Source organism: Marinomonas vaga (genome assembly GCF_055388305.1).
The window spans coordinates 2,110,233-2,127,500 of record NZ_AP043903.1; the positions used below are offsets into that span (position 1 = coordinate 2,110,233).

The window sequence follows — 17,268 nt, forward strand, 5'->3', positions numbered from 1 at the left end:
GGATTAAGCTCCTTGTCCTTCAGGTAATGGTCCGAGCAACATGGTGACAAAGTTACACGGGCGGTGGCGCGCGTCCAGTTGCTCCTTAATAATGCCATTCCAAGCGGTGCGACACGCCCCAGTAGACCCTGGTAAGCAGAAAATAAGGGTCTTATTAGCAAGTCCTGCCAGAGCACGGGACTGAATGGTAGAAGTGCCGATTTCCTCGTATGACAACTGGCGAAACAGTTCCCCAAAACCATCCACTTCTTTATCTAGTAGAGGGGTGATGGCTTCTGGTGTGCTATCTCTGGAGTAGAATCCTGTGCCGCCAGTGATCAGTACCACATGGGTTTTAGAATCCGCTATCCAGTTAGAAACCACCGCACGCATGGCATAAACATCATCTTTTACGATCTGGCGGTCTTGCAGAGTGTGTCCTGCTTCCGTCAATAAGCTGATTAGCGCGTCACCAGAGGTGTCCTCAGCAAGGCTTCGAGTGTCAGAAACCGTCAGTACGCTAATGTTAAGAGGTCGAAAAGGAGAAGGTGTTTTGGCCATGGTAAATTCCTTATTAGCCGCCTGTGGCGCTCATAAAGCGCAATATCTGCGGCTCTTCTTCTAAATTAAAATGGTGCTTCTCTGGCTTTAATGCCAAAGAGTCCATAATGGCTTGTTGTAAGACGAGCGGATTGTTCGGGTGAGCCCGTACGACCGATTTCAAATCTTTCGAGTGTTCGTTACCAAGGCACAGTAGAAGGCGGCCTTCTGCGGTCAAACGTACGCGATTACAAGTGCTGCAAAAATTATGGCTGTGGGGGGAAATAAAGCCTATTTTGCTGGTCTGTCCCAGCACATCATAATAGCGTGATGGCCCCCCCGTTTTGTTGTCTGATGGCGACAACTGCCAGTGTTTTGCTAACGATGCCTGCAGGTCATCGCTGGAAACATAGACTTTGGCTCGATCATGATGGCTGATGTGTCCAAGGGGCATTTCTTCAATAAAGCTAATATCCATACCTTTGTTGAAGGCAAATTGCGTGAGGTCTAACACCTCATCATCATTGTAACCACCGAGGATGACTGCATTCATCTTAATGCGTTTAAAAGGTAACTGGGTGACGGTGTCGATCCCATCGAGTACCTGTTGCAACTTATCCCGACGGGTGAGTTCTAAAAAGCGTTCTGGCTTAAGGGTGTCCAAACTCACATTAAGGCGAGATACCCCGGCGTTGAGCAAGTCATTTCCCATTTTAGTCAGCTGTGAGCCATTGGTGGTGATGGTCAACTCTTCTAATCCTGGAAGGGCGGCGATCTTCTCTAACGCCCAAAGGATGTTTTTGCGCACCAGTGGCTCACCACCGGTAATACGAATGCGCTTTGTCCCTAGGCTACAATAAGCTTGGGCGATTTGAACTATTTCTTCTAAGGATAGGATGTCCTTGCGGGGAAGAAACTCGGCATCTTCATCCATGCAGTAGGTACAACGAAAATCACAGCGGTCGGTGACGGAGATTCGAAGATAATCAATTGTGCGACCGAATGGGTCTGTGAGCATGGAGTGTGACACGTAAAAACCTCGCTTTAACCCTGCTATAGAAGCAAAATTTTGCGGACTAGGCAAAGAATTCTAGCTATTGATTCATTTAAGTGATCAGTACTAAGCTGGTATAAAAACACCATAGCGAACGATAAGGAGAACTCGCGTGCAACAGGTGATTCATAATTTAATTGACCTACTGACTTTAACAAAAGTCTCAGATCTGAGCTTTGAGGGAAAAAGCCAAGATCTGGGGTTTCCTAAAGTGTTTGGTGGGCAAGTGGTAGGGCAAGCATTGAGTGCTGCCTCTCAGACCGTGCCTAAAGGACGTGCCCCCCATTCTTTACATAGCTACTTCTTGCGACCTGGCGATGCTAACGAAAGCATCAAGTACGAAGTGGAAGTGGTGCGTGATGGGGGAAGTTTTAGTGTTCGTCGCGTCATCGCCAGTCAAAAAGGCAAGAGTATTTTGGTTATGACAGCATCGTTTCAGGTGTTTGAAGAAGGGCTCTCTCACCAAGAAACCATGCCGAACGTGCCCGGGCCAGAGAATTTCAAATCAGAGTTAAGTCTCTTTCGTTCCCATGCGGAGGAAATCCCTGAGCGAGTTCGTGATTTATTGACCGCTGACCGTCCCATAGAATATCGCATTGTGGAAAATCAGAACCCATTTCGCCCGCGTCCTGGACTGGCCGCTCGCCATATGTGGATTAAGAGTGTGGCACCGCTGCCGGACTGTGAATTAGTGCACCAGTGTATGTTGGCCTATACCACGGATTATGGCTTTTTGGAGACAGCGTTACAGCCCCACGGTATTTCAATTGGTAGCCCAAAAATGCAAATTGCCAGTTTAGATCATTCCATATGGTTTCATCGTCCGTTCCGCTTGGATGAATGGCTATTATATGTGGCTGATAGTCCTTCTGCTTCCTCTGCACGAGGCTTTGTACGAGGTAAAATCTTTGATCGAGCAGGAAACTTAGTGGCTTCCACGGCACAAGAGGGCTTGATACGCCTCACTTCGTGATTTTACTTTGCAAATACCCTAATAAGTTAGTGTGTTGTGATACTGCTGTGTTATTTTTGATCAGTTTTTAATGCAGGGAATGTTTACTTCGGCCCACATGGAGGTGGGCTGAAGATTAAAAAGCGTTTGCTCTCAATACGGATATTAAAGGGTTTTGCGTGATAGCTCAGCGAAGTGCAGTGAATTTTATCGTGCTAAAGGTGATGGCGTTTTATTTAATTGCCGCGGCTTTGGTTTTAGCAATTTTTATGGTGGTCTCCTATCATGTGCTACTGAGTCAGCAACAGGGAGGTCTAGCAAAGCTGGCAAATTATGTTGAGACAGTACTCAGCATTAAACGTATGTCGCCAGTGAAGCGCGACAACCTAATTTCTCATTATTTAGATGACAATCGAGAATTATTCAGTTGTGTTGCGCTAAAAAATCCTAGGTCTGGTAATAGCTTTAATTGGGTAAATCCAGCCACTGAGCAACCTTGGCGAGAGGGAGAGTTGCACAGCATCGCTTTAAACGCCTCGTCTGATATTCTTCTGGTGCAGTTTAATCATTTGTCCATGGTAGGGATCTTGTTTTCTCAATTTGGGATAACCTTATTCGCCATGTTGGCTCAGTTAGCATTGCTAGTGGTGTTGATTTGGGTATTGGTTCGTCGAAGTTTGCGCAGAAGTGTGTTTCGCTTTGTTAAAGAATTAAGCTTGATTAATTTAAAGAAGCCCACTCCGATCCAATACGACAGTTCCTTGTCACAGTTTATAGAATATCGTCAGATTATCGGGATTGTGAATCGTGTATTGCTGTCCTTGGCCCGATCTAGGGAAGCGCTTGCAGCAACTAATGAAGAGTTGGAGCAGCGAATTGCATTCAGGACGGCCGCTCTAGCAAGCAAAAATAAAATCTTGTTAGAGCTGAATCAGCAGTTATCGGTGGTCGCTAATACGGATGCATTGACTCAGGTGTATAACCGTACGCGTTTTGATCAACTTTTTTCCGAGAATTTGGCCTTTGCCCAACAGCATAAAGCCCCTTTATCGATTCTTTTAATTGACCTAGATAACTTTAAAAAAGTGAACGATCAATATGGTCACCAAGTTGGGGACCAAGTGTTAAAACATTCGGCAGACTGCATCAACAAAGTGGTTGGCCAAAATGGATTCGTGTGTCGTTGGGGAGGAGAGGAGTTTGCTGTTTTGCTGCCTTACTACGATATCGAGCTCGCGCGATGCAAGGCTGAGCATATTCGTGGCTCCTTAGCTCGCTCTCGAAACAAGGCCTTTGATCTCACAGTAACAGTAAGTATTGGCGTGGCTGAACTCGGCACAGACGAGCAGTCTTCCGAAGTCTTAAAGCGGGCTGACGATGCCCTCTATGACGCCAAAGCCCATGGCCGAAACTGCGTGGTGTGTGCTAAGTGTCCTGGGCCTGATACGCAATTGGCGTTTGGGGAAATGGAGAAGCTCAATAAGATCACACTTGATGCTGAGCAAGCGCCCAATCTAGGTGGATCAAAAGCTTAGGTGAGGCATTTTTTCGAGCGTGTTTGAGTGTTTCAACGATGGCTCCGCTAGTGGGAGCGTTACCTAGTGCGATGGCTAAGTTACGGCGCCAGTTTTCATACCCTGTACGTCGAATAGGGGAGCCTTCAGTATTGCTTAGGAAGGTTTCTTCATCCCAGTTAAATAACGTTACTAGGTCTTCGTTATCTAGATTATGCCGAGGCTGAAAATCTGCTTCTTGTGTGTGTTTAGCGAACTTGGTCCACGGGCACACCAGTTGGCAATCATCACAGCCAAAAATGCGGTTGCCCATCTTGGCGCGTAGTTCTTCAGGGATGATGCCATCGTACTCAATGGTTAAATAGGATATGCACTTGCTGGCGTCCAAAACCCATGGTCCCACAAATGCATCGGTCGGGCATTTGTCTAAACAGGCGGAGCAACTGCCGCAATGCTTTGTCTTTGTCGGGGCGTCCACCGGAAGAGGCAAATTGGTAAAAACTTCACCGAGCAAGAACCAGCTACCTGCCTTTGGGGCAAGTAATAGTGTGTTCTTTCCGATCCACCCCATGCCAGCTTGCTCCGCTATTTGGCGCTCTAAAATAGGAGCGCTGTCCACAAAGGCACGATAGCCGTGATCGCCAACCTGTTCTTGGATGCGTTTTGCCAATTGTGTTAAACGTTTGCGAATCAGCTTGTGGTAATCCCGTCCTAATGCATAGCGGGCAATATATGCTTTGTCTTTGGTTGTTAGGCGTTTAACGGTTTCTACAGATTGGGGTAAGTAGGCCATACTTAGACTGATGACACGTTTGGTGCCCGCGTGTAAAGCCTCTGGGGTAAAGCGCAGGGAGTCATGATTGGCTAAGTAATCCATGGTGCCATGGTATCCAGCGTCTAACCAAGCATGATATTGCTCTCGATATTGCTCTAATTCAGGATCAACGATGCGACAGTCGGAAAAGCCTAATTCTTGCGCCCATTGTTTAATTTGATCGGCAAGCTCGGCGAGGTCTGATGGGGAATTAAGTTGATTGGGTAACACGGGCTGCGCTTATTTTTGAAGGTAAGAGAACCTCTTACCTTCGGTGGAGACGTTAATATAAATTAACGTCGCTTTTCACTGTGTCCATCAGAAGTTTGATAAATAAACGATCTGCTTCTGAGTGCTCTTCTGGGATTTTTAGTGTGGTTTGGTTGGAAACTTCTTCAGCAATTTTCTGAAATGCGTTGGGCTCATTGATGTGCTCTTTTGCAATGCGCACTAATTCGCCAGACAGTTCAGGCTCCATGAGCATTTTGCGAAAACAGCGTAAAAACTCATCAATAATTCGTTGTTGGTTTAGTTCTGAAGCCATGATTGGAACTCCTTAATACAGACTAACTATATGACACCATGAAAGGGCGGTTTGAGCAAGGACAAAGGTACATAAGTCCCCCAATTCATTGACTCGGGGAGAGATGCCTGCGACAATGGCTTATTACATCAGCAATACCCCGCTGATTGTCTCTTCTGATGGCGGCCAACAGCCCCTCCTATACGACTAAGTATAGTCGTTACACAAAGTATTGTGAGTAGAACGTTTACCAACAATGCTTTCCCTCGCGAAAAGACGCGGGCAGTGTCACAACTGCGATTTCTTGCGTTTGAGTGTTCCTTGATTCTAGGCAACTCATTAGTTTTGCAAACATCGTTTTATCAACTTTAATCTGCCCTTGGTATGCGGTTACAATAGCTGCACCAAAATAAGCAGACAGATGAACACTACAGAGGTTTTCAAGGTGGAGTTATTATCCGGTGGTGAAATGATCGCCCGCTTCCTCAAAGATGAGGGAGTCGAAAATATTTATGGCTATCCAGGTGGTGCAGCATTGCACATTTATGACGCACTGCATCGACAATCAGATGTTAAGCATGTGCTCGTCCGCCACGAACAAGCTGCAACCCACATGGCTGACGGTTATGCTCGTGCAACGGGTAAGCCAGGCGTCGTCCTCGTAACTTCTGGTCCAGGTGCGACCAATACCGTGACTGGTATTGCGACAGCATTTATGGACTCTATTCCGATGGTTGTCATCTGTGGTCAGGTTATGAGCTACCTGATCGGTGAAGACGCGTTTCAGGAAACAGACATGATCGGTGTGTCACGTCCTATCGTGAAACACAGCTTTACTGTCAAGCATCCTTCTGAGATCCCAATGATTTTGAAGAAGGCTTTCCATATTGCTAGCAGTGGCCGTCCAGGTCCGGTTGTCGTTGATGTGCCAAAAGACATGACGATGCCGAATGAAAAATTCGAATACAAGTATCCTGAGTCCGTGTCTTTGCGCTCTTACACGCCTCCTGCAAAAGGTCACAGCGGTCAGATCAAAAAAGCAGTGGATCTACTTTTAGCTGCCAAGCGTCCGGTTATTTACGCTGGTGGTGGTGTCATCATGGGCGGTGGTTCTGACCAGCTTACTAAGCTTGCGCAACAGTTAGAATACCCTGTCACCAATACGCTTATGGGCTTAGGTGGCTATCCAGGTACTGATAAACAGTCATTAGGCATGTTGGGGATGCATGGTTCCTACGAAGCGAACCAGGCAATGCATCACAGTGATTTGATTTTGGCTGTGGGTGCGCGCTTTGATGACCGTGTTACCAATGATCCGGATAAATTCTGTCCTGGTGCAAAAATCATTCACATCGATATTGATCCTGCGTCCATTTCTAAAACAATCCGTGCCGATGTGCCGATTGTAGGGCCTGTTATTCAAGTGCTGGAAGAAATGCTTCAGTTGATCGACGATGCTCCAGCACGTAAAAACCAAGAGTCTATTCAAACTTGGTGGAAACAGATTAATGAATGGCGTCAGGTGCACGGCGGTCGTTACGACACTTCGAGTGAGAAGATTAAGCCACAAGCGGCAGTAGAAGCGTGTTGGCGTGCCACTAAAGGTGATGCGTTTGTTGCATCAGATGTGGGCCAACACCAGATGTTTACAGCTCAGTACTACAAGTTTGCTAAACCTTACCGTTGGGTAAACTCTGGTGGTCTAGGCACTATGGGCTTTGGTTTGCCTGCGGCAATGGGTGTGAAAATCAACTTCCCTGAAGAGACGGTCGTTTGTGTGACCGGCGAGGGCAGTATTCAGATGAACATCCAAGAGTTGTCCACGTGTCTTCAGTATGGCTTGCCTGTGAAGATTCTATGTTTGAACAACGGCTACTTGGGCATGGTTCGCCAATGGCAAGATATGAACTATGAAGGTCGTCACTCAAATTCTTACATGGATTCTTTGCCGGACTTTGAGGCCTTGATGGGTGCTTACCGTCATAAGTATGTTGAGATTCGTACGAAGGATGAGTTGGATTCTAAGATGGAAGAAGCGTTCGCAATGAAGGATCAGCTTGTATTCATCAACTGTTACGTGGACCCAGAAGAACACGTATACCCAATGCAAGTGCCACGCGGTTCTATGCGTGACATGTTCTTGAGCAAAACGGAGCGAACTTAATATGCGACACATTATCTCAGTTTTAATGGAGAATGAGCCGGGTGCATTGTCGCGTGTGGTTGGTCTGTTCTCTCAGCGTAACTTTAACATTGAGTCTTTGAACGTAGCGCCGACAGACGATTCAACCTTGTCTCGTTTGACTTTAACAACATTCGGCTCAGACCAAGTGGTCGAGCAAATCACTAAGCAGCTGAATAAGCTAATTGATGTAGTGAAGTTGGTGGACCTGACAGAAGGTCAGCACATTGAGCGTGAATTGATGCTAGTGAAAGTACGTGCTTCTGGGGCTCAGCGTGCCGAAGTGAAACGTACCGTAGACATTTTTCGTGGCAACATCGTGGATATGACCCCGTCTATCTACACCATTCAAATCGTGGGTGAATCCGACAAGTTGGATGGCTTCCTGCAAGCTTTAGGTGGCATGCACACACTTGAAGTCGTGCGTACAGGGGTTTCAGGTATCGCACGAGGCGAAAAAACCTTGTCATTGTAAGACTTCTATCAGGTTGTTTCAAAAACGCGCTTCGGCGCGTTTTTTTATGCCTATAAGAATGTTGATTCTCCTATTCTTTAAATGATGCTGACAATTACACAGTAAATGCGCAGTGAGCTCTAATGTTAGTACTTAATAGGAGCAATTCTGTAACCCGCGCTGAGCCCCTTTAATTTCTTTAGCCCGCCATTAACAATGTAAGTACACATTCATTGAGACAGGACGAAACTATGAACACTTCATTGGTAAACCAATCAGTAAATGTCGCAAAAAAAGGTGCGTTGGCCGTAGCTGTTTCGGTTGCTGCTATGTCGGGGTCGGCGGTCTACGCAGATGATAATGCATGTTTAACTGTGGCAGAGAAAGAAGTGGCATTGAAAACGGCTCAAGTACAGGATGATTGGAGTGAAATCTTTACGTCTCAAGCAAGTCTGATGACGGCGAAGACCGAATGCTTTATTGATGAAAAGCTCACCGAGGATAATGCTCAAGATACTTGGGCTGATGTTAAATCGGATTTTCAAGATGGCATGGAAGACATCCACGAAGAATTTGATGAGCAGGTAGCGAACGCAAAAGATGTCTATGAAACAGCCAAAGACAAGGCGAACACTGACGAAGCATTGGCAAAAGCGGAAGAAACCTATGACAACACTATGGAGTCCATTACTGAAGCGTACAGCAACTCAGTGGCTTCTCTAAAAGAAGAATTGGGCATTGATAGCAGTAACAGCTAATCCATTACTTTAACGGGAATAAACGGCCACTTTTATGTGGCCGTTTTTATTTGGATGGTTATCGAAATCTCCCGTACTAACCGCTAAGCTAGTGCTTCTTATAGATTAGGGTGACAAATGGACAAGATTAATTGGAAACTGATTCAAGCATTGGAGTCTAACGGCCGACTCAGTTTTGCCGAACTAGGAAAATTAGTACACCTGTCTGCCCCTGCGGTTGCAGAGCGGGTTAGAAAGCTAGAAGAGCAAGGTGTGATTACCGGGTATGGCGCTCGGATAAACTTAGAAAAAGTGGGTATTCCCATTACTGCATTGGTGGAGTGTGAGGTTTATCGAGCAAAAGAGCGTGAGTTTAAAGACCTCGTCCTGGGATTAGACGAAGTAGTGGATTGCTACAATGTCACTGGATCATCCGCCTTTATATTGAAGGTTGCTGTGGCGTCCATGTCCACATTGGATGTGTTGCTGGAACGCTTGATCGATCTAAGTGACACTAAAACCATGATGATTTTATCTAATCCGATCAAGCGAGAGTTACCCTTAAACGCTCAAGAAGCGAGCCATTTCTAGGCTTTGGCTGATGCTTAAAGTGGCTGTTGTTCAGCTGAAGTTAGTTTCGCTTTATTTCGTGGCCACTGGCTGACGATCATCCCAGTAAAAATCAATCCGCACCCAAATAAAGCCTGACTGGTTAATAGTTCGCCCATAAATAACCAGCCACCAATCACCGCAAAGACCGCTTCCATGGATAATATCAAAGCGGTGGTGCTGGGAATGACCTTACGTTGTCCCAATGTCTGCAAAGTAAAGGCGATGCCTGAAGAAGCCACACCCGCATATACTAATGGCCACCAAGCGGCATCAATGCCAGCAATGGTTGGTGCTTCAAAAATAAAAGCTGTAAGGGTTGCTAGGACAGTCGCAACGGCAAACTGCATGATCGATAGCGGCAGGGCAGGCAGAGAGCGTGAAAGGTAACCAATAAACAGAACATGGGACGTCCAAAATAAAGTGCCTACAAGTTCTAACGCATCCCCCTTATTAATCGAAAGGTTAGGACCTACGGTTAAAGTGTAAAAACCAACTAAAGCTACGCCGATTCCCACCCAAGCTAAGCGATCAATTTTTTGTTTAAAAAGCAGTCCTACCAAGGGTACAAAAATTATGTACATGCTGGTGATAAAACCTGCGTTTCCGGCCGTGGTGTACAAGAGCCCCATTTGCTGGAAGGTAAAGCCACAGAAAATCAGTGTGCCAGCGCTGGTGCCACAGATTAAAAGCTTCTTAAAATCATAGGCTTGAGAGGTTTTAAAGAGCAGCAATAAAGGGATAAGTGACAAGGTCGCTAAGAGAAATCGAACGGCGTTAAAAGTATGGGGACCTATGTCGTCCATAGCCGTGCTTTGTGCAACAAATGCAAAACCCCAGATGCAGGCAGTTAACCATAAAAAAATGTGCGGAATAGACATGACATCGCCTCAATATATCGTTAAAGTTGCCGCCAATTTTACGGTGAACGGTTAAAGTCAGAACAGCAGGAAACCTTTGAATCCAAGGCTTAGGTCTTTGAAAAACAAGGTTGGGAGTGAGTTTTGCTTTGGAATCATAAGTCATTCTTTGAGAGGTAATGAAACAGCGAATGGCACTACAACTTTGGCTCGCAACAGCGCCTATTTTATTGCTGTTGTCCTTTGGTCCTGGTCCTAATAATTTTACGGCTATGTACAACGGCATTCGTGCTGGAGCATGGGCGGCGCTGATTGCAGTGATTGGCCGGAACATCGCATTTGGTATTTTGATGTTGATCTCTGCATTAGGTTTAGGAGCGGTGATCGTTTCTTCTCCTTTTTGGTTCAATGTCGTGAAATGGCTGGGTGTCTTGTATCTGTTTTATGTGGGGGTAAAGGCTTGGATGCAGGCGTCTAATAACCTTGTTTCCATGGAAGAAGGAGGGGTTGTGGTCCCAAGTTCTCATAAGGATCGCATGCGCCAAGAATTCATGATTGCCGTTAGTAACCCTAAAGCAATATTGATCTTTACGGCGATCTTCCCGCAAATGTTGGACTTGAATCAGCCAGTGACTATTCAGTTTGTGATCATGGGGATGACCTTTATGGTCACGGAGTTTATCGCAGCATTTTTCTATGCTATTGGTGGCCGTCAGTTGCGTCGTTTGATTCGCAGTCCCCGTGGTATGGCGAACCTTAACCGCGGTATGGGTGGCGTGTTTGTGTTAGCGAGTGCCTTTCTGGCGACGGCATCACGTATTTAAGCAAGTTATCTCGGACATAAAAAAAGGAGCCACGGCTCCTTTTTTGTATTACCAGAAAGTAAAATGGCGGTCGATTAAGAGTGTTCAGCCAAAAACTCTTCGGTTAGGTATAGCTCTTCATTACTGTTTACGGCTACGCCGCGAGCCAGAATGTTTTTAGCGATGTCTTTCGCTTCTTCCAAGGAATGCATCGTGTAGGTACCGCACTGGTATTCATTTAGCTCTGGAATATCTTCTTTTGCTGCAACATTAATTACATCTTCCATCGCCGCTTTCCAGCTCGCACCGACTTTTTCTTCGCTTGGTGTTCCGATTAGGCTCATGTAGAAACCTGTGCGGCAACCCATTGGTGAAATATCGATGATCTCAACGTCGTCGCCATTTAGATGATCACGCATGAAGCCGGCAAATAAATGCTCCAAGGTATGAATGCCTTTTTCAGACAAGATTTCTTCGTTCGGCACGCAAAAACGTAGGTCAAACACAGTGATAGTGTCGCCTTTTGGTGTCGCCATGGATTTAGCAACGCGAACGGCAGGTGCATGCATGCGAGTGTGGTCTACTCGAAAGCTGTCTAGTAATGGCATGTGATTCTCTCCTGATGTATCCCAGGCTTTGCTTATTACGCAAGCAAAGCCATGTGTTTGAATATAGCCTCATTGTACATGAATTTTTTCATCAGGGAGGGGGCGTTTCTGAGATTTCATATGTTCCCATGCGAATGCCAGTCCAAAGGCAATCAGAGCAAATAGCATACTTTCCCCTACAAAGGTGGTCATGGCGATACAAAAGAGTGTCGCGACACATGCAATGGCTTTGAGTGCGCCCGTTAGCAGTTTAATGGCGATGGCGCAGGTTAATAAGTAAATGAGCAGAAAAGCACCATTGGTCATTTCGATGAGCCAGTTAAGAGGTGTCCCTGAATATTCAAAAAACAAAAGAGATGCAATACCTATGATTCCTACTAGGCTCACCGCCCGGACAGGTGTGCCAGAAGCGGTTAGCTTGGCAAAGTAGTGGGGGAGGGCGTGCTGGCTTGCCATAGATTGAATCATGCGAGAGAAGCCTAAAATGTAAACACCAACATTAGAGAAGGCGATCACGTAAGCGCCCAAGGCGAAGTAGCGACGGGCCTCTTCACCAAGTAAAGCGCCAACTAATAAGGCAAGGGATTGGCTGTTTGTGAGTTCGTCCCCGTATACTTTATGGTGGGCGATCATTAATACAGTTGCTAAGTACAGGGCAACAACAATGACAATGCCACCCAACAAGGCGATTGGAAAATCCCGACCAGGGTTTTTAAACTCAGCTCCCATATGAGCCATAACTTCGATACCGATGAAGCACCAAAAAATAGTCCCTGTGGCTAATAGTGCCGTGTTTATATCAGTGAGTGCGGTCGGAGCCTCCACGTTTAGCATCACGGCGCCTGATGAGGCGTTCATGCTAAGGGCAAAGAGTGCTACAACAGTGGTGATCAAACACAATACAATAATGGTTTGGAAGCTTGCGGAGTTTTTAAGCCCGGCAATGGCAAAAAGTAGCATACCTATGAGTGTGATAATGCTCAGGTTCAGTATTTGTCCCTCGGCAACATTTAGTAGAACCGCGAGATAGGCTGCTGCCACCTTGATGGCTACGGTCGGTCCTACCAAGAGTATGCTAAGAAATAACCAGCCAATAGCCCGTTCTGTTTTTGCCCCAAGTACTTTTCCGATATAGTGTGACGCGCCACCAGCAGACGGATATTTACTGCCTAGTAATGCAAAAACAAACGCGACAGGCATGATTGCCAGTGCTGTGATCAACCAAGCGTAAAAAGCGAAGGATCCCGCTTCTGCCACTGAGATCGCCGGTAGAATCATCAGCCCAGTGCCGACAAAGGTTGTGACGGTTAATGCTATGCCACGAATTGGGCCAAGAGTGCGTTGGTATTGCATTGGATTTTCCTTGATACCGTTTTACTGATTTGTAAGGCAAAGGATAAAATGAAGCGTAAACAATGGCGCTATACAAATCGTCAGCAATTCGCGGCAAAATAACGTATTTACCGTCAAAATGACGGCAAGGAATAGAAGAACAAAAATGGCTATTGATCGATTTGATGAGAAAATTTTGGCATTGTTGGTGGAGGACGCTCGACAGTCTGTATCAGACATCAGTCGAAAGGTTAATTTATCTCGATCAGCCGTCACCGAGCGGATAAAAAGACTAGAAGAGAGCCGAGTTATTGAAGGGTATCACGCGCGATTGGGTGTCGATGCCAGTCATACTGTCATGGCGTATTTTTCGTTGACCTTTCGACCCATGGTTCGAGAGATGGTCGAGCCCTACATTCGCTCTATTCCTGAGATTCGGTTTGCCCACTATATTAGCGGTGATGTGGACATCATCATGTTGGTAGAAACTGAAACCATGGCGCGTTTAACCGCGTTAAGGGTAGAGATGGACAGTTGGCCGAATATTGAGAAAATTATGACTCACATGTGTTTGGCGGACGCTGGTGTGTCGAAACAGTGATGCGTTATGACAGTTGGAGGAGTGAAAACTGAAGGGATTGAATTTTATCGAGCGCTGGCGCAAAGGTGATCTAGGCTCTGACGATTTATTGGTGCTGTCTGGTTTAGCGCTGGTATGCGGTGTTCTCAGTGGTCTCACGATGACATCATTGGTGATGCTGTTGTTATGGTTCGCCTCTTTTATTTTGCCTACCCATAGCGAAAGCTATGAACTTCTCCCTCCTGAATTCCGTTTTTTGTTACCTGTCTTGGCTTGTATTCTACTGGCTGGTATTTGGCACTTCCTGCCAAAACGTCACTTAAAGGTTGGTATCCCTTATGTTGTTGAACGGTTGAACTATCATCAGGGCAACTTGCCGATCATTAATGCGGTGGTTCAGTTTGTAGGTGCTCTCATTGGATTGATGGGAGGTCTGTCAATCGGCAAAGAGGGGCCCGCAGTGCATATTGGCGCGACTTTTGGTAGTCGACTTGCCCAGCGTTTTCGATTGTCATATATCGGTGTGGATACTTTGGTGGCCTGTGGTGTAGCTGGTGCCATTGCTGCGGCTTTTCAAACCCCTTTAGCTGGAGTTCTGTTTGCCTACGAGGTGATATTTCATGAATATCGGCTGCGTTTGGTACTGCCTGTATTGCTGTCATCAATCGTAGCCATGTTTATCAGTGAAGGCCTGCTTGGGCGTTTCGATTTATTTGAGTTGGGCGTGCTTAAACTGCCCCTTTATGATTTTTCTATGCTGCTCGCTTATTGCGTCTTGGTGGTACTGATCGTCATTGCATCGAGCCTTTTTTATCAAGTGCAACGCTGGTTTTGGCGCTTTGGTAATGTGTCGCCATGGGTCCGATTTCTGTTTGTAGGAGTCGTGACGGGGGCGGTTGGCTTGCTGGTGCCTCAGGTGCTTGGGGGCGGTTATGATTCTTTAAATGTAGCGTTGACGGGAGGGAACTTTATCATGCCTCTCCTGATCTTAATTATCGCTAAGGTGGTGCTTACATCTTTGTCTATTGGATTAGGCATTCCTGGTGGGATGATCGGTCCTACCTTTGTGATTGGCGGATTAGTGGGTGCGCAAGTGTCCTTGTGGGTCGACACTGGACTTCTGCCAGCAACAGAAATGTCGTTATTTGTATTACTTGGCATGGCGGCCATGATGGCAACGACTTTTCAGGCTCCCCTTACGGCTATGATTGCTATGGTGGAAATGACCCATACCTCTCAAACCATTGTCCCTGCTATTTTTGTGATTGTGTTGTCCTGCACGGCGATTCGCTTGTTGTTTAATCAGGACTCTATCTTTGTGGAGCGCATGAATGCCCTAGGGTTGGTTTCAGAGTGGTCACCAGTCCAGCGATTGTTGCGTCAACAGGATCTACGTAATGTAGCGCAGAAAGTAAAAGTGCTGCCCGCCATATTGCCCTTGGAACGAATCCGAGATTTGGCGTCAAATATGGTAGACTATGTGGCAATCAAAGCTGGCGATGCCTACTTTTTAGTTTCAGCCCCTGAAATGTTGGACAAGTTGAAACAATTGGATCTTGGTCCACAGGCTTGGTTGGCCAGTGATGGAGATCAGCAGGGAATGGATGTGCTGATGGCATTACAGGGAAAAGAAGTCAGGGTGATTGACTCATCTATGCCGTTGCCGGACCTGATAAATTGGCTACACAAAAATAATCAGTCGCAAGTATTGGTGCAGTATGTTGATGCGGGAAGCTTCTGGCTAGTGACTTCCCATCAGCTTAATCAAATGTTGTTTAAGGAATAACTATGTTGTGGGTAAAAGCGTTCCACATTATTTCGATGGTGTGCTGGTTTGCTGCCTTGTTCTATTTGCCGCGTTTGTTTGTATATCATGCCAGTGCAGAAGATACAGCGAGTATCGAACGTTTTAAAATTATGGAGCGTAAGCTGTATCGAGGCATTATGACGCCGTCAGCCATTTTGACTGTGGTGTTTGGTGTCTGGTTGGTGTCCTATGCACCGGAATATTATTTAAAAGCAGGGTGGTTTCATGCCAAGGCGTTTTTAGTGGTCTTGTTACTTGGCTATCACCATGCATGTGGGCGATTACTGAAAAAATTTGCCAATGATGTGAACACTCGTAGTCATGTGTTTTACCGTTGGTTCAATGAATTGCCTGTTTTGATTTTACTTGGCGTGACCATCTTGGTGGTTGTTCGCCCGTTTTAAATTTTAGTAAGAAGTGGATCCTGTTATGAGTCGTTCAGAAGATTTGTATTCTCGCGCCCAAAAACGTATTCCTGGCGGAGTGAACTCGCCAGTTCGAGCATTTAATGGTGTGGGCGGAACGCCGTTGTTTTTCCAAAAAGGGGAAGGCGCCTATGTTTACGACGAGGATGGTAAACGTTACATCGATTATGTTGGTTCTTGGGGACCAATGATTCTCGGCCATAATCATCCAGATGTGATTGGTGCTGTTCGCAAACAACTGGATTTTGGTTTGAGCTTTGGGGCTCCAACAGAAGTTGAAATCACCATGGCGGAGAAAGTCTGCGAACTTGTGCCTTCAATGGACATGGTGCGTATGGTGAACTCAGGTACGGAAGCGACCATGAGCGCTATCCGTTTGTCACGTGGTTATACAGGTCGCGACAAAATAGTTAAGTTTGAAGGTTGTTATCACGGTCACTCTGACTCTCTGCTGGTGAAAGCAGGTTCAGGTGCATTAACGCTGGGTGTCCCAAACTCCCCTGGGGTGCCTGCGGATTTAGCGCAACATACGATCACCCTTCAATTTAATGATATTGAAGAAGTAAAAGCATGTTTCAATGAGATAGGCGATCAGATTGCTTGCGTCATCGTTGAGCCTGTTGCTGGTAACATGAATTGCATTCCACCTGCCGCAGGCTTTCTTGAGACGCTTCGTGAAGTCTGTGATCAATCCGGTGCGGTATTGATTTTTGATGAGGTTATGACGGGATTTCGTGTGGCACTTGGCGGTGCTCAAGAGAAATTCAACATCAAGCCAGATCTGACCACATTAGGTAAAGTCATTGGTGCGGGCATGCCAGTGGGAGCATTCGGTGGTAAACGGGAGATTATGGAGCACATTTCTCCCCTAGGTCCTGTCTATCAAGCGGGGACTTTATCAGGTAACCCTGTAGCAATGGTGGCAGGGTTGGCGGTGTTGAATAAAATTAGCGAGCCAGATTTCCACAAAACGTTAGAAAGCAAAACTATCGCCCTCGTAACAGGTATTCAAGCTGCTGCCGACGAGTTAAATGTACCCTTGGTGACTGTATGTGCTGGCGGTGGTATGTTTGGCTTGTTCTTTACAGACCAAGAATGTGTGACAACTTTCGCGGATGTGCAGAAGTGTGATACTGATAAATTCAAGTTGTTCTTCCATCACCTATTAGAAGAAGGTGTTTACTTGGCTCCTTCTGCGTTTGAGGCAGGGTTTACTTCTCAGGCTCATTCGGAAGAAGACATTGCGTTTACCGTTGCTGCGGCTAAACGTGCATTAGCAAAATTGGTTTAGGTGGTTCCATAATGAAGGTGGACGATATGCCTGTTGAAGAAACAGAAAAAGAAATAATCAAAGATGAGCTAGAAGATGACACGGCTGAGGCGCCCAAAACGCTAAAGCAGCCACGTCGAGGTGTGTACCTTTTACCTAATCTGTTTACAACTGCTGCTCTGTTTTCAGGATTTTATTCCATCATCGCGGCTATGAATGGAAACT

The 17,268-nt window shown here is 46.2% G+C and carries 19 protein-coding genes (1 of these 19 cut by a window edge); 12 read left to right on the forward strand and 7 right to left on the reverse strand.

Features of this window, described 5'->3' with window-relative positions; genetic code table 11:
- Positions 1-3: 3 nt before the first annotated feature.
- A complete protein-coding gene (moaB, locus tag ACZ5DR_RS09935; RefSeq protein WP_377368059.1) occupies positions 4-540 on the reverse strand; it encodes a molybdenum cofactor biosynthesis protein B in 537 nt (178 codons plus the stop codon).
- 13 nt (positions 541-553) lie between these two features.
- Positions 554-1,549 (reverse strand): GTP 3',8-cyclase MoaA, encoded by a 996-nt coding sequence (gene moaA / locus ACZ5DR_RS09940; protein WP_377368057.1) that lies wholly within the window; start codon positions 1,547-1,549, stop codon positions 554-556.
- 136 nt (positions 1,550-1,685) lie between these two features.
- Between moaA and ACZ5DR_RS09945 the strand changes: the two genes are divergently transcribed.
- Positions 1,686-2,546, forward strand: coding sequence for an acyl-CoA thioesterase domain-containing protein (locus ACZ5DR_RS09945; RefSeq protein ID WP_377368055.1), 861 nt, complete (start codon positions 1,686-1,688; stop codon positions 2,544-2,546).
- 158 nt (positions 2,547-2,704) lie between these two features.
- On the forward strand, positions 2,705-4,060 hold the full coding sequence (locus tag ACZ5DR_RS09950; RefSeq protein WP_377368053.1) for a GGDEF domain-containing protein: 1,356 nt from the start codon (positions 2,705-2,707) through the stop codon (positions 4,058-4,060).
- Here the strand turns inward: ACZ5DR_RS09950 and queG are convergent.
- Both queG and ACZ5DR_RS09960 read right to left on the reverse strand, forming a co-directional pair.
- On the reverse strand, positions 4,011-5,084 hold the full coding sequence (queG, locus tag ACZ5DR_RS09955) for a tRNA epoxyqueuosine(34) reductase QueG (protein ID WP_377368051.1): 1,074 nt from the start codon (positions 5,082-5,084) through the stop codon (positions 4,011-4,013). The two genes, ACZ5DR_RS09950 and queG, sit on opposite strands and share 50 nt — an antisense overlap.
- 52 nt (positions 5,085-5,136) lie before the next feature.
- On the reverse strand, positions 5,137-5,397 hold the full coding sequence (locus ACZ5DR_RS09960) for a hypothetical protein (protein ID WP_377368050.1): 261 nt from the start codon (positions 5,395-5,397) through the stop codon (positions 5,137-5,139).
- A 424-nt stretch (positions 5,398-5,821) separates the two neighbouring features.
- Here ACZ5DR_RS09960 and ACZ5DR_RS09965 point away from each other — a divergent pair, with 424 nt between their 5' ends.
- The 4 genes from ACZ5DR_RS09965 to ACZ5DR_RS09980 all read left to right on the forward strand — a co-directional run bounded on the left by ACZ5DR_RS09965 (position 5,822) and on the right by ACZ5DR_RS09980 (position 9,340).
- Positions 5,822-7,540 carry an acetolactate synthase 3 large subunit gene (locus ACZ5DR_RS09965; RefSeq protein WP_464543916.1) on the forward strand — a complete coding sequence of 573 codons (1,719 nt, stop codon included), beginning with the start codon at positions 5,822-5,824 and terminating at the stop codon, positions 7,538-7,540.
- Between the two features lies 1 nt (position 7,541).
- Positions 7,542-8,033, forward strand: a complete 492-nt coding sequence (ilvN, locus tag ACZ5DR_RS09970) for an acetolactate synthase small subunit (protein WP_377368047.1) — start codon at positions 7,542-7,544, stop codon at positions 8,031-8,033.
- Positions 8,034-8,263: 230 nt separating this feature from the next.
- Positions 8,264-8,770 carry a hypothetical protein gene (locus ACZ5DR_RS09975; RefSeq protein WP_377368044.1) on the forward strand — a complete coding sequence of 169 codons (507 nt, stop codon included), beginning with the start codon at positions 8,264-8,266 and terminating at the stop codon, positions 8,768-8,770.
- A 117-nt stretch (positions 8,771-8,887) separates the two neighbouring features.
- Positions 8,888-9,340, forward strand: coding sequence for an Lrp/AsnC family transcriptional regulator (locus tag ACZ5DR_RS09980; protein WP_377368042.1), 453 nt, complete (start codon positions 8,888-8,890; stop codon positions 9,338-9,340).
- A gap of 14 nt (positions 9,341-9,354) precedes the next feature.
- On the opposite strand, the gene ACZ5DR_RS09985 is transcribed toward ACZ5DR_RS09980, so the two are convergent.
- Complete coding sequence (locus tag ACZ5DR_RS09985) at positions 9,355-10,239, reverse strand: DMT family transporter (protein ID WP_377368040.1); 885 nt, start codon at positions 10,237-10,239, stop codon at positions 9,355-9,357.
- A 158-nt stretch (positions 10,240-10,397) separates the two neighbouring features.
- Between ACZ5DR_RS09985 and ACZ5DR_RS09990 the strand changes: the two genes are divergently transcribed.
- Entirely contained in the window at positions 10,398-11,042 is a 645-nt protein-coding gene (locus tag ACZ5DR_RS09990) for a LysE family translocator (protein ID WP_377368038.1), read from the forward strand.
- Positions 11,043-11,116: 74 nt separating this feature from the next.
- Here ACZ5DR_RS09990 and luxS read toward each other — a convergent pair whose 3' ends face one another.
- Positions 11,117-11,629 (reverse strand): S-ribosylhomocysteine lyase, encoded by a 513-nt coding sequence (luxS, locus tag ACZ5DR_RS09995; protein ID WP_377368037.1) that lies wholly within the window; start codon positions 11,627-11,629, stop codon positions 11,117-11,119.
- A 69-nt stretch (positions 11,630-11,698) separates the two neighbouring features.
- Positions 11,699-12,982, reverse strand: a complete 1,284-nt coding sequence (gene yjeH / locus ACZ5DR_RS10000; RefSeq protein WP_377368035.1) for an L-methionine/branched-chain amino acid transporter — start codon at positions 12,980-12,982, stop codon at positions 11,699-11,701.
- A gap of 145 nt (positions 12,983-13,127) precedes the next feature.
- Here yjeH and ACZ5DR_RS10005 point away from each other — a divergent pair, with 145 nt between their 5' ends.
- The 5 genes in view from ACZ5DR_RS10005 to pssA are tightly spaced (at most 37 nt apart) and all read left to right on the forward strand, a layout consistent with a single transcriptional unit that may run on beyond the window.
- Positions 13,128-13,562 carry an Lrp/AsnC family transcriptional regulator gene (locus tag ACZ5DR_RS10005; protein ID WP_377368033.1) on the forward strand — a complete coding sequence of 145 codons (435 nt, stop codon included), beginning with the start codon at positions 13,128-13,130 and terminating at the stop codon, positions 13,560-13,562.
- A 37-nt stretch (positions 13,563-13,599) separates the two neighbouring features.
- The gene (locus ACZ5DR_RS10010; RefSeq protein ID WP_377368032.1) at positions 13,600-15,327 is read left to right on the forward strand and encodes a chloride channel protein; all 1,728 of its coding nucleotides are present in this window, start codon (positions 13,600-13,602) and stop codon (positions 15,325-15,327) included.
- Between the two features lie 2 nt (positions 15,328-15,329).
- Complete coding sequence (hemJ, locus tag ACZ5DR_RS10015) at positions 15,330-15,752, forward strand: protoporphyrinogen oxidase HemJ (RefSeq protein WP_452600460.1); 423 nt, start codon at positions 15,330-15,332, stop codon at positions 15,750-15,752.
- Positions 15,753-15,777: 25 nt separating this feature from the next.
- On the forward strand, positions 15,778-17,064 hold the full coding sequence (gene hemL / locus ACZ5DR_RS10020; RefSeq protein ID WP_377368030.1) for a glutamate-1-semialdehyde 2,1-aminomutase: 1,287 nt from the start codon (positions 15,778-15,780) through the stop codon (positions 17,062-17,064).
- Between the two features lie 11 nt (positions 17,065-17,075).
- Positions 17,076-17,268, forward strand: the start of a protein-coding gene (pssA, locus tag ACZ5DR_RS10025) for a CDP-diacylglycerol--serine O-phosphatidyltransferase (RefSeq protein WP_377368028.1). It continues 602 nt past the right edge of the window; 193 of the gene's 795 nt are visible here — the first part of the coding sequence; it begins with the start codon at positions 17,076-17,078; its stop codon lies off the right edge, out of view.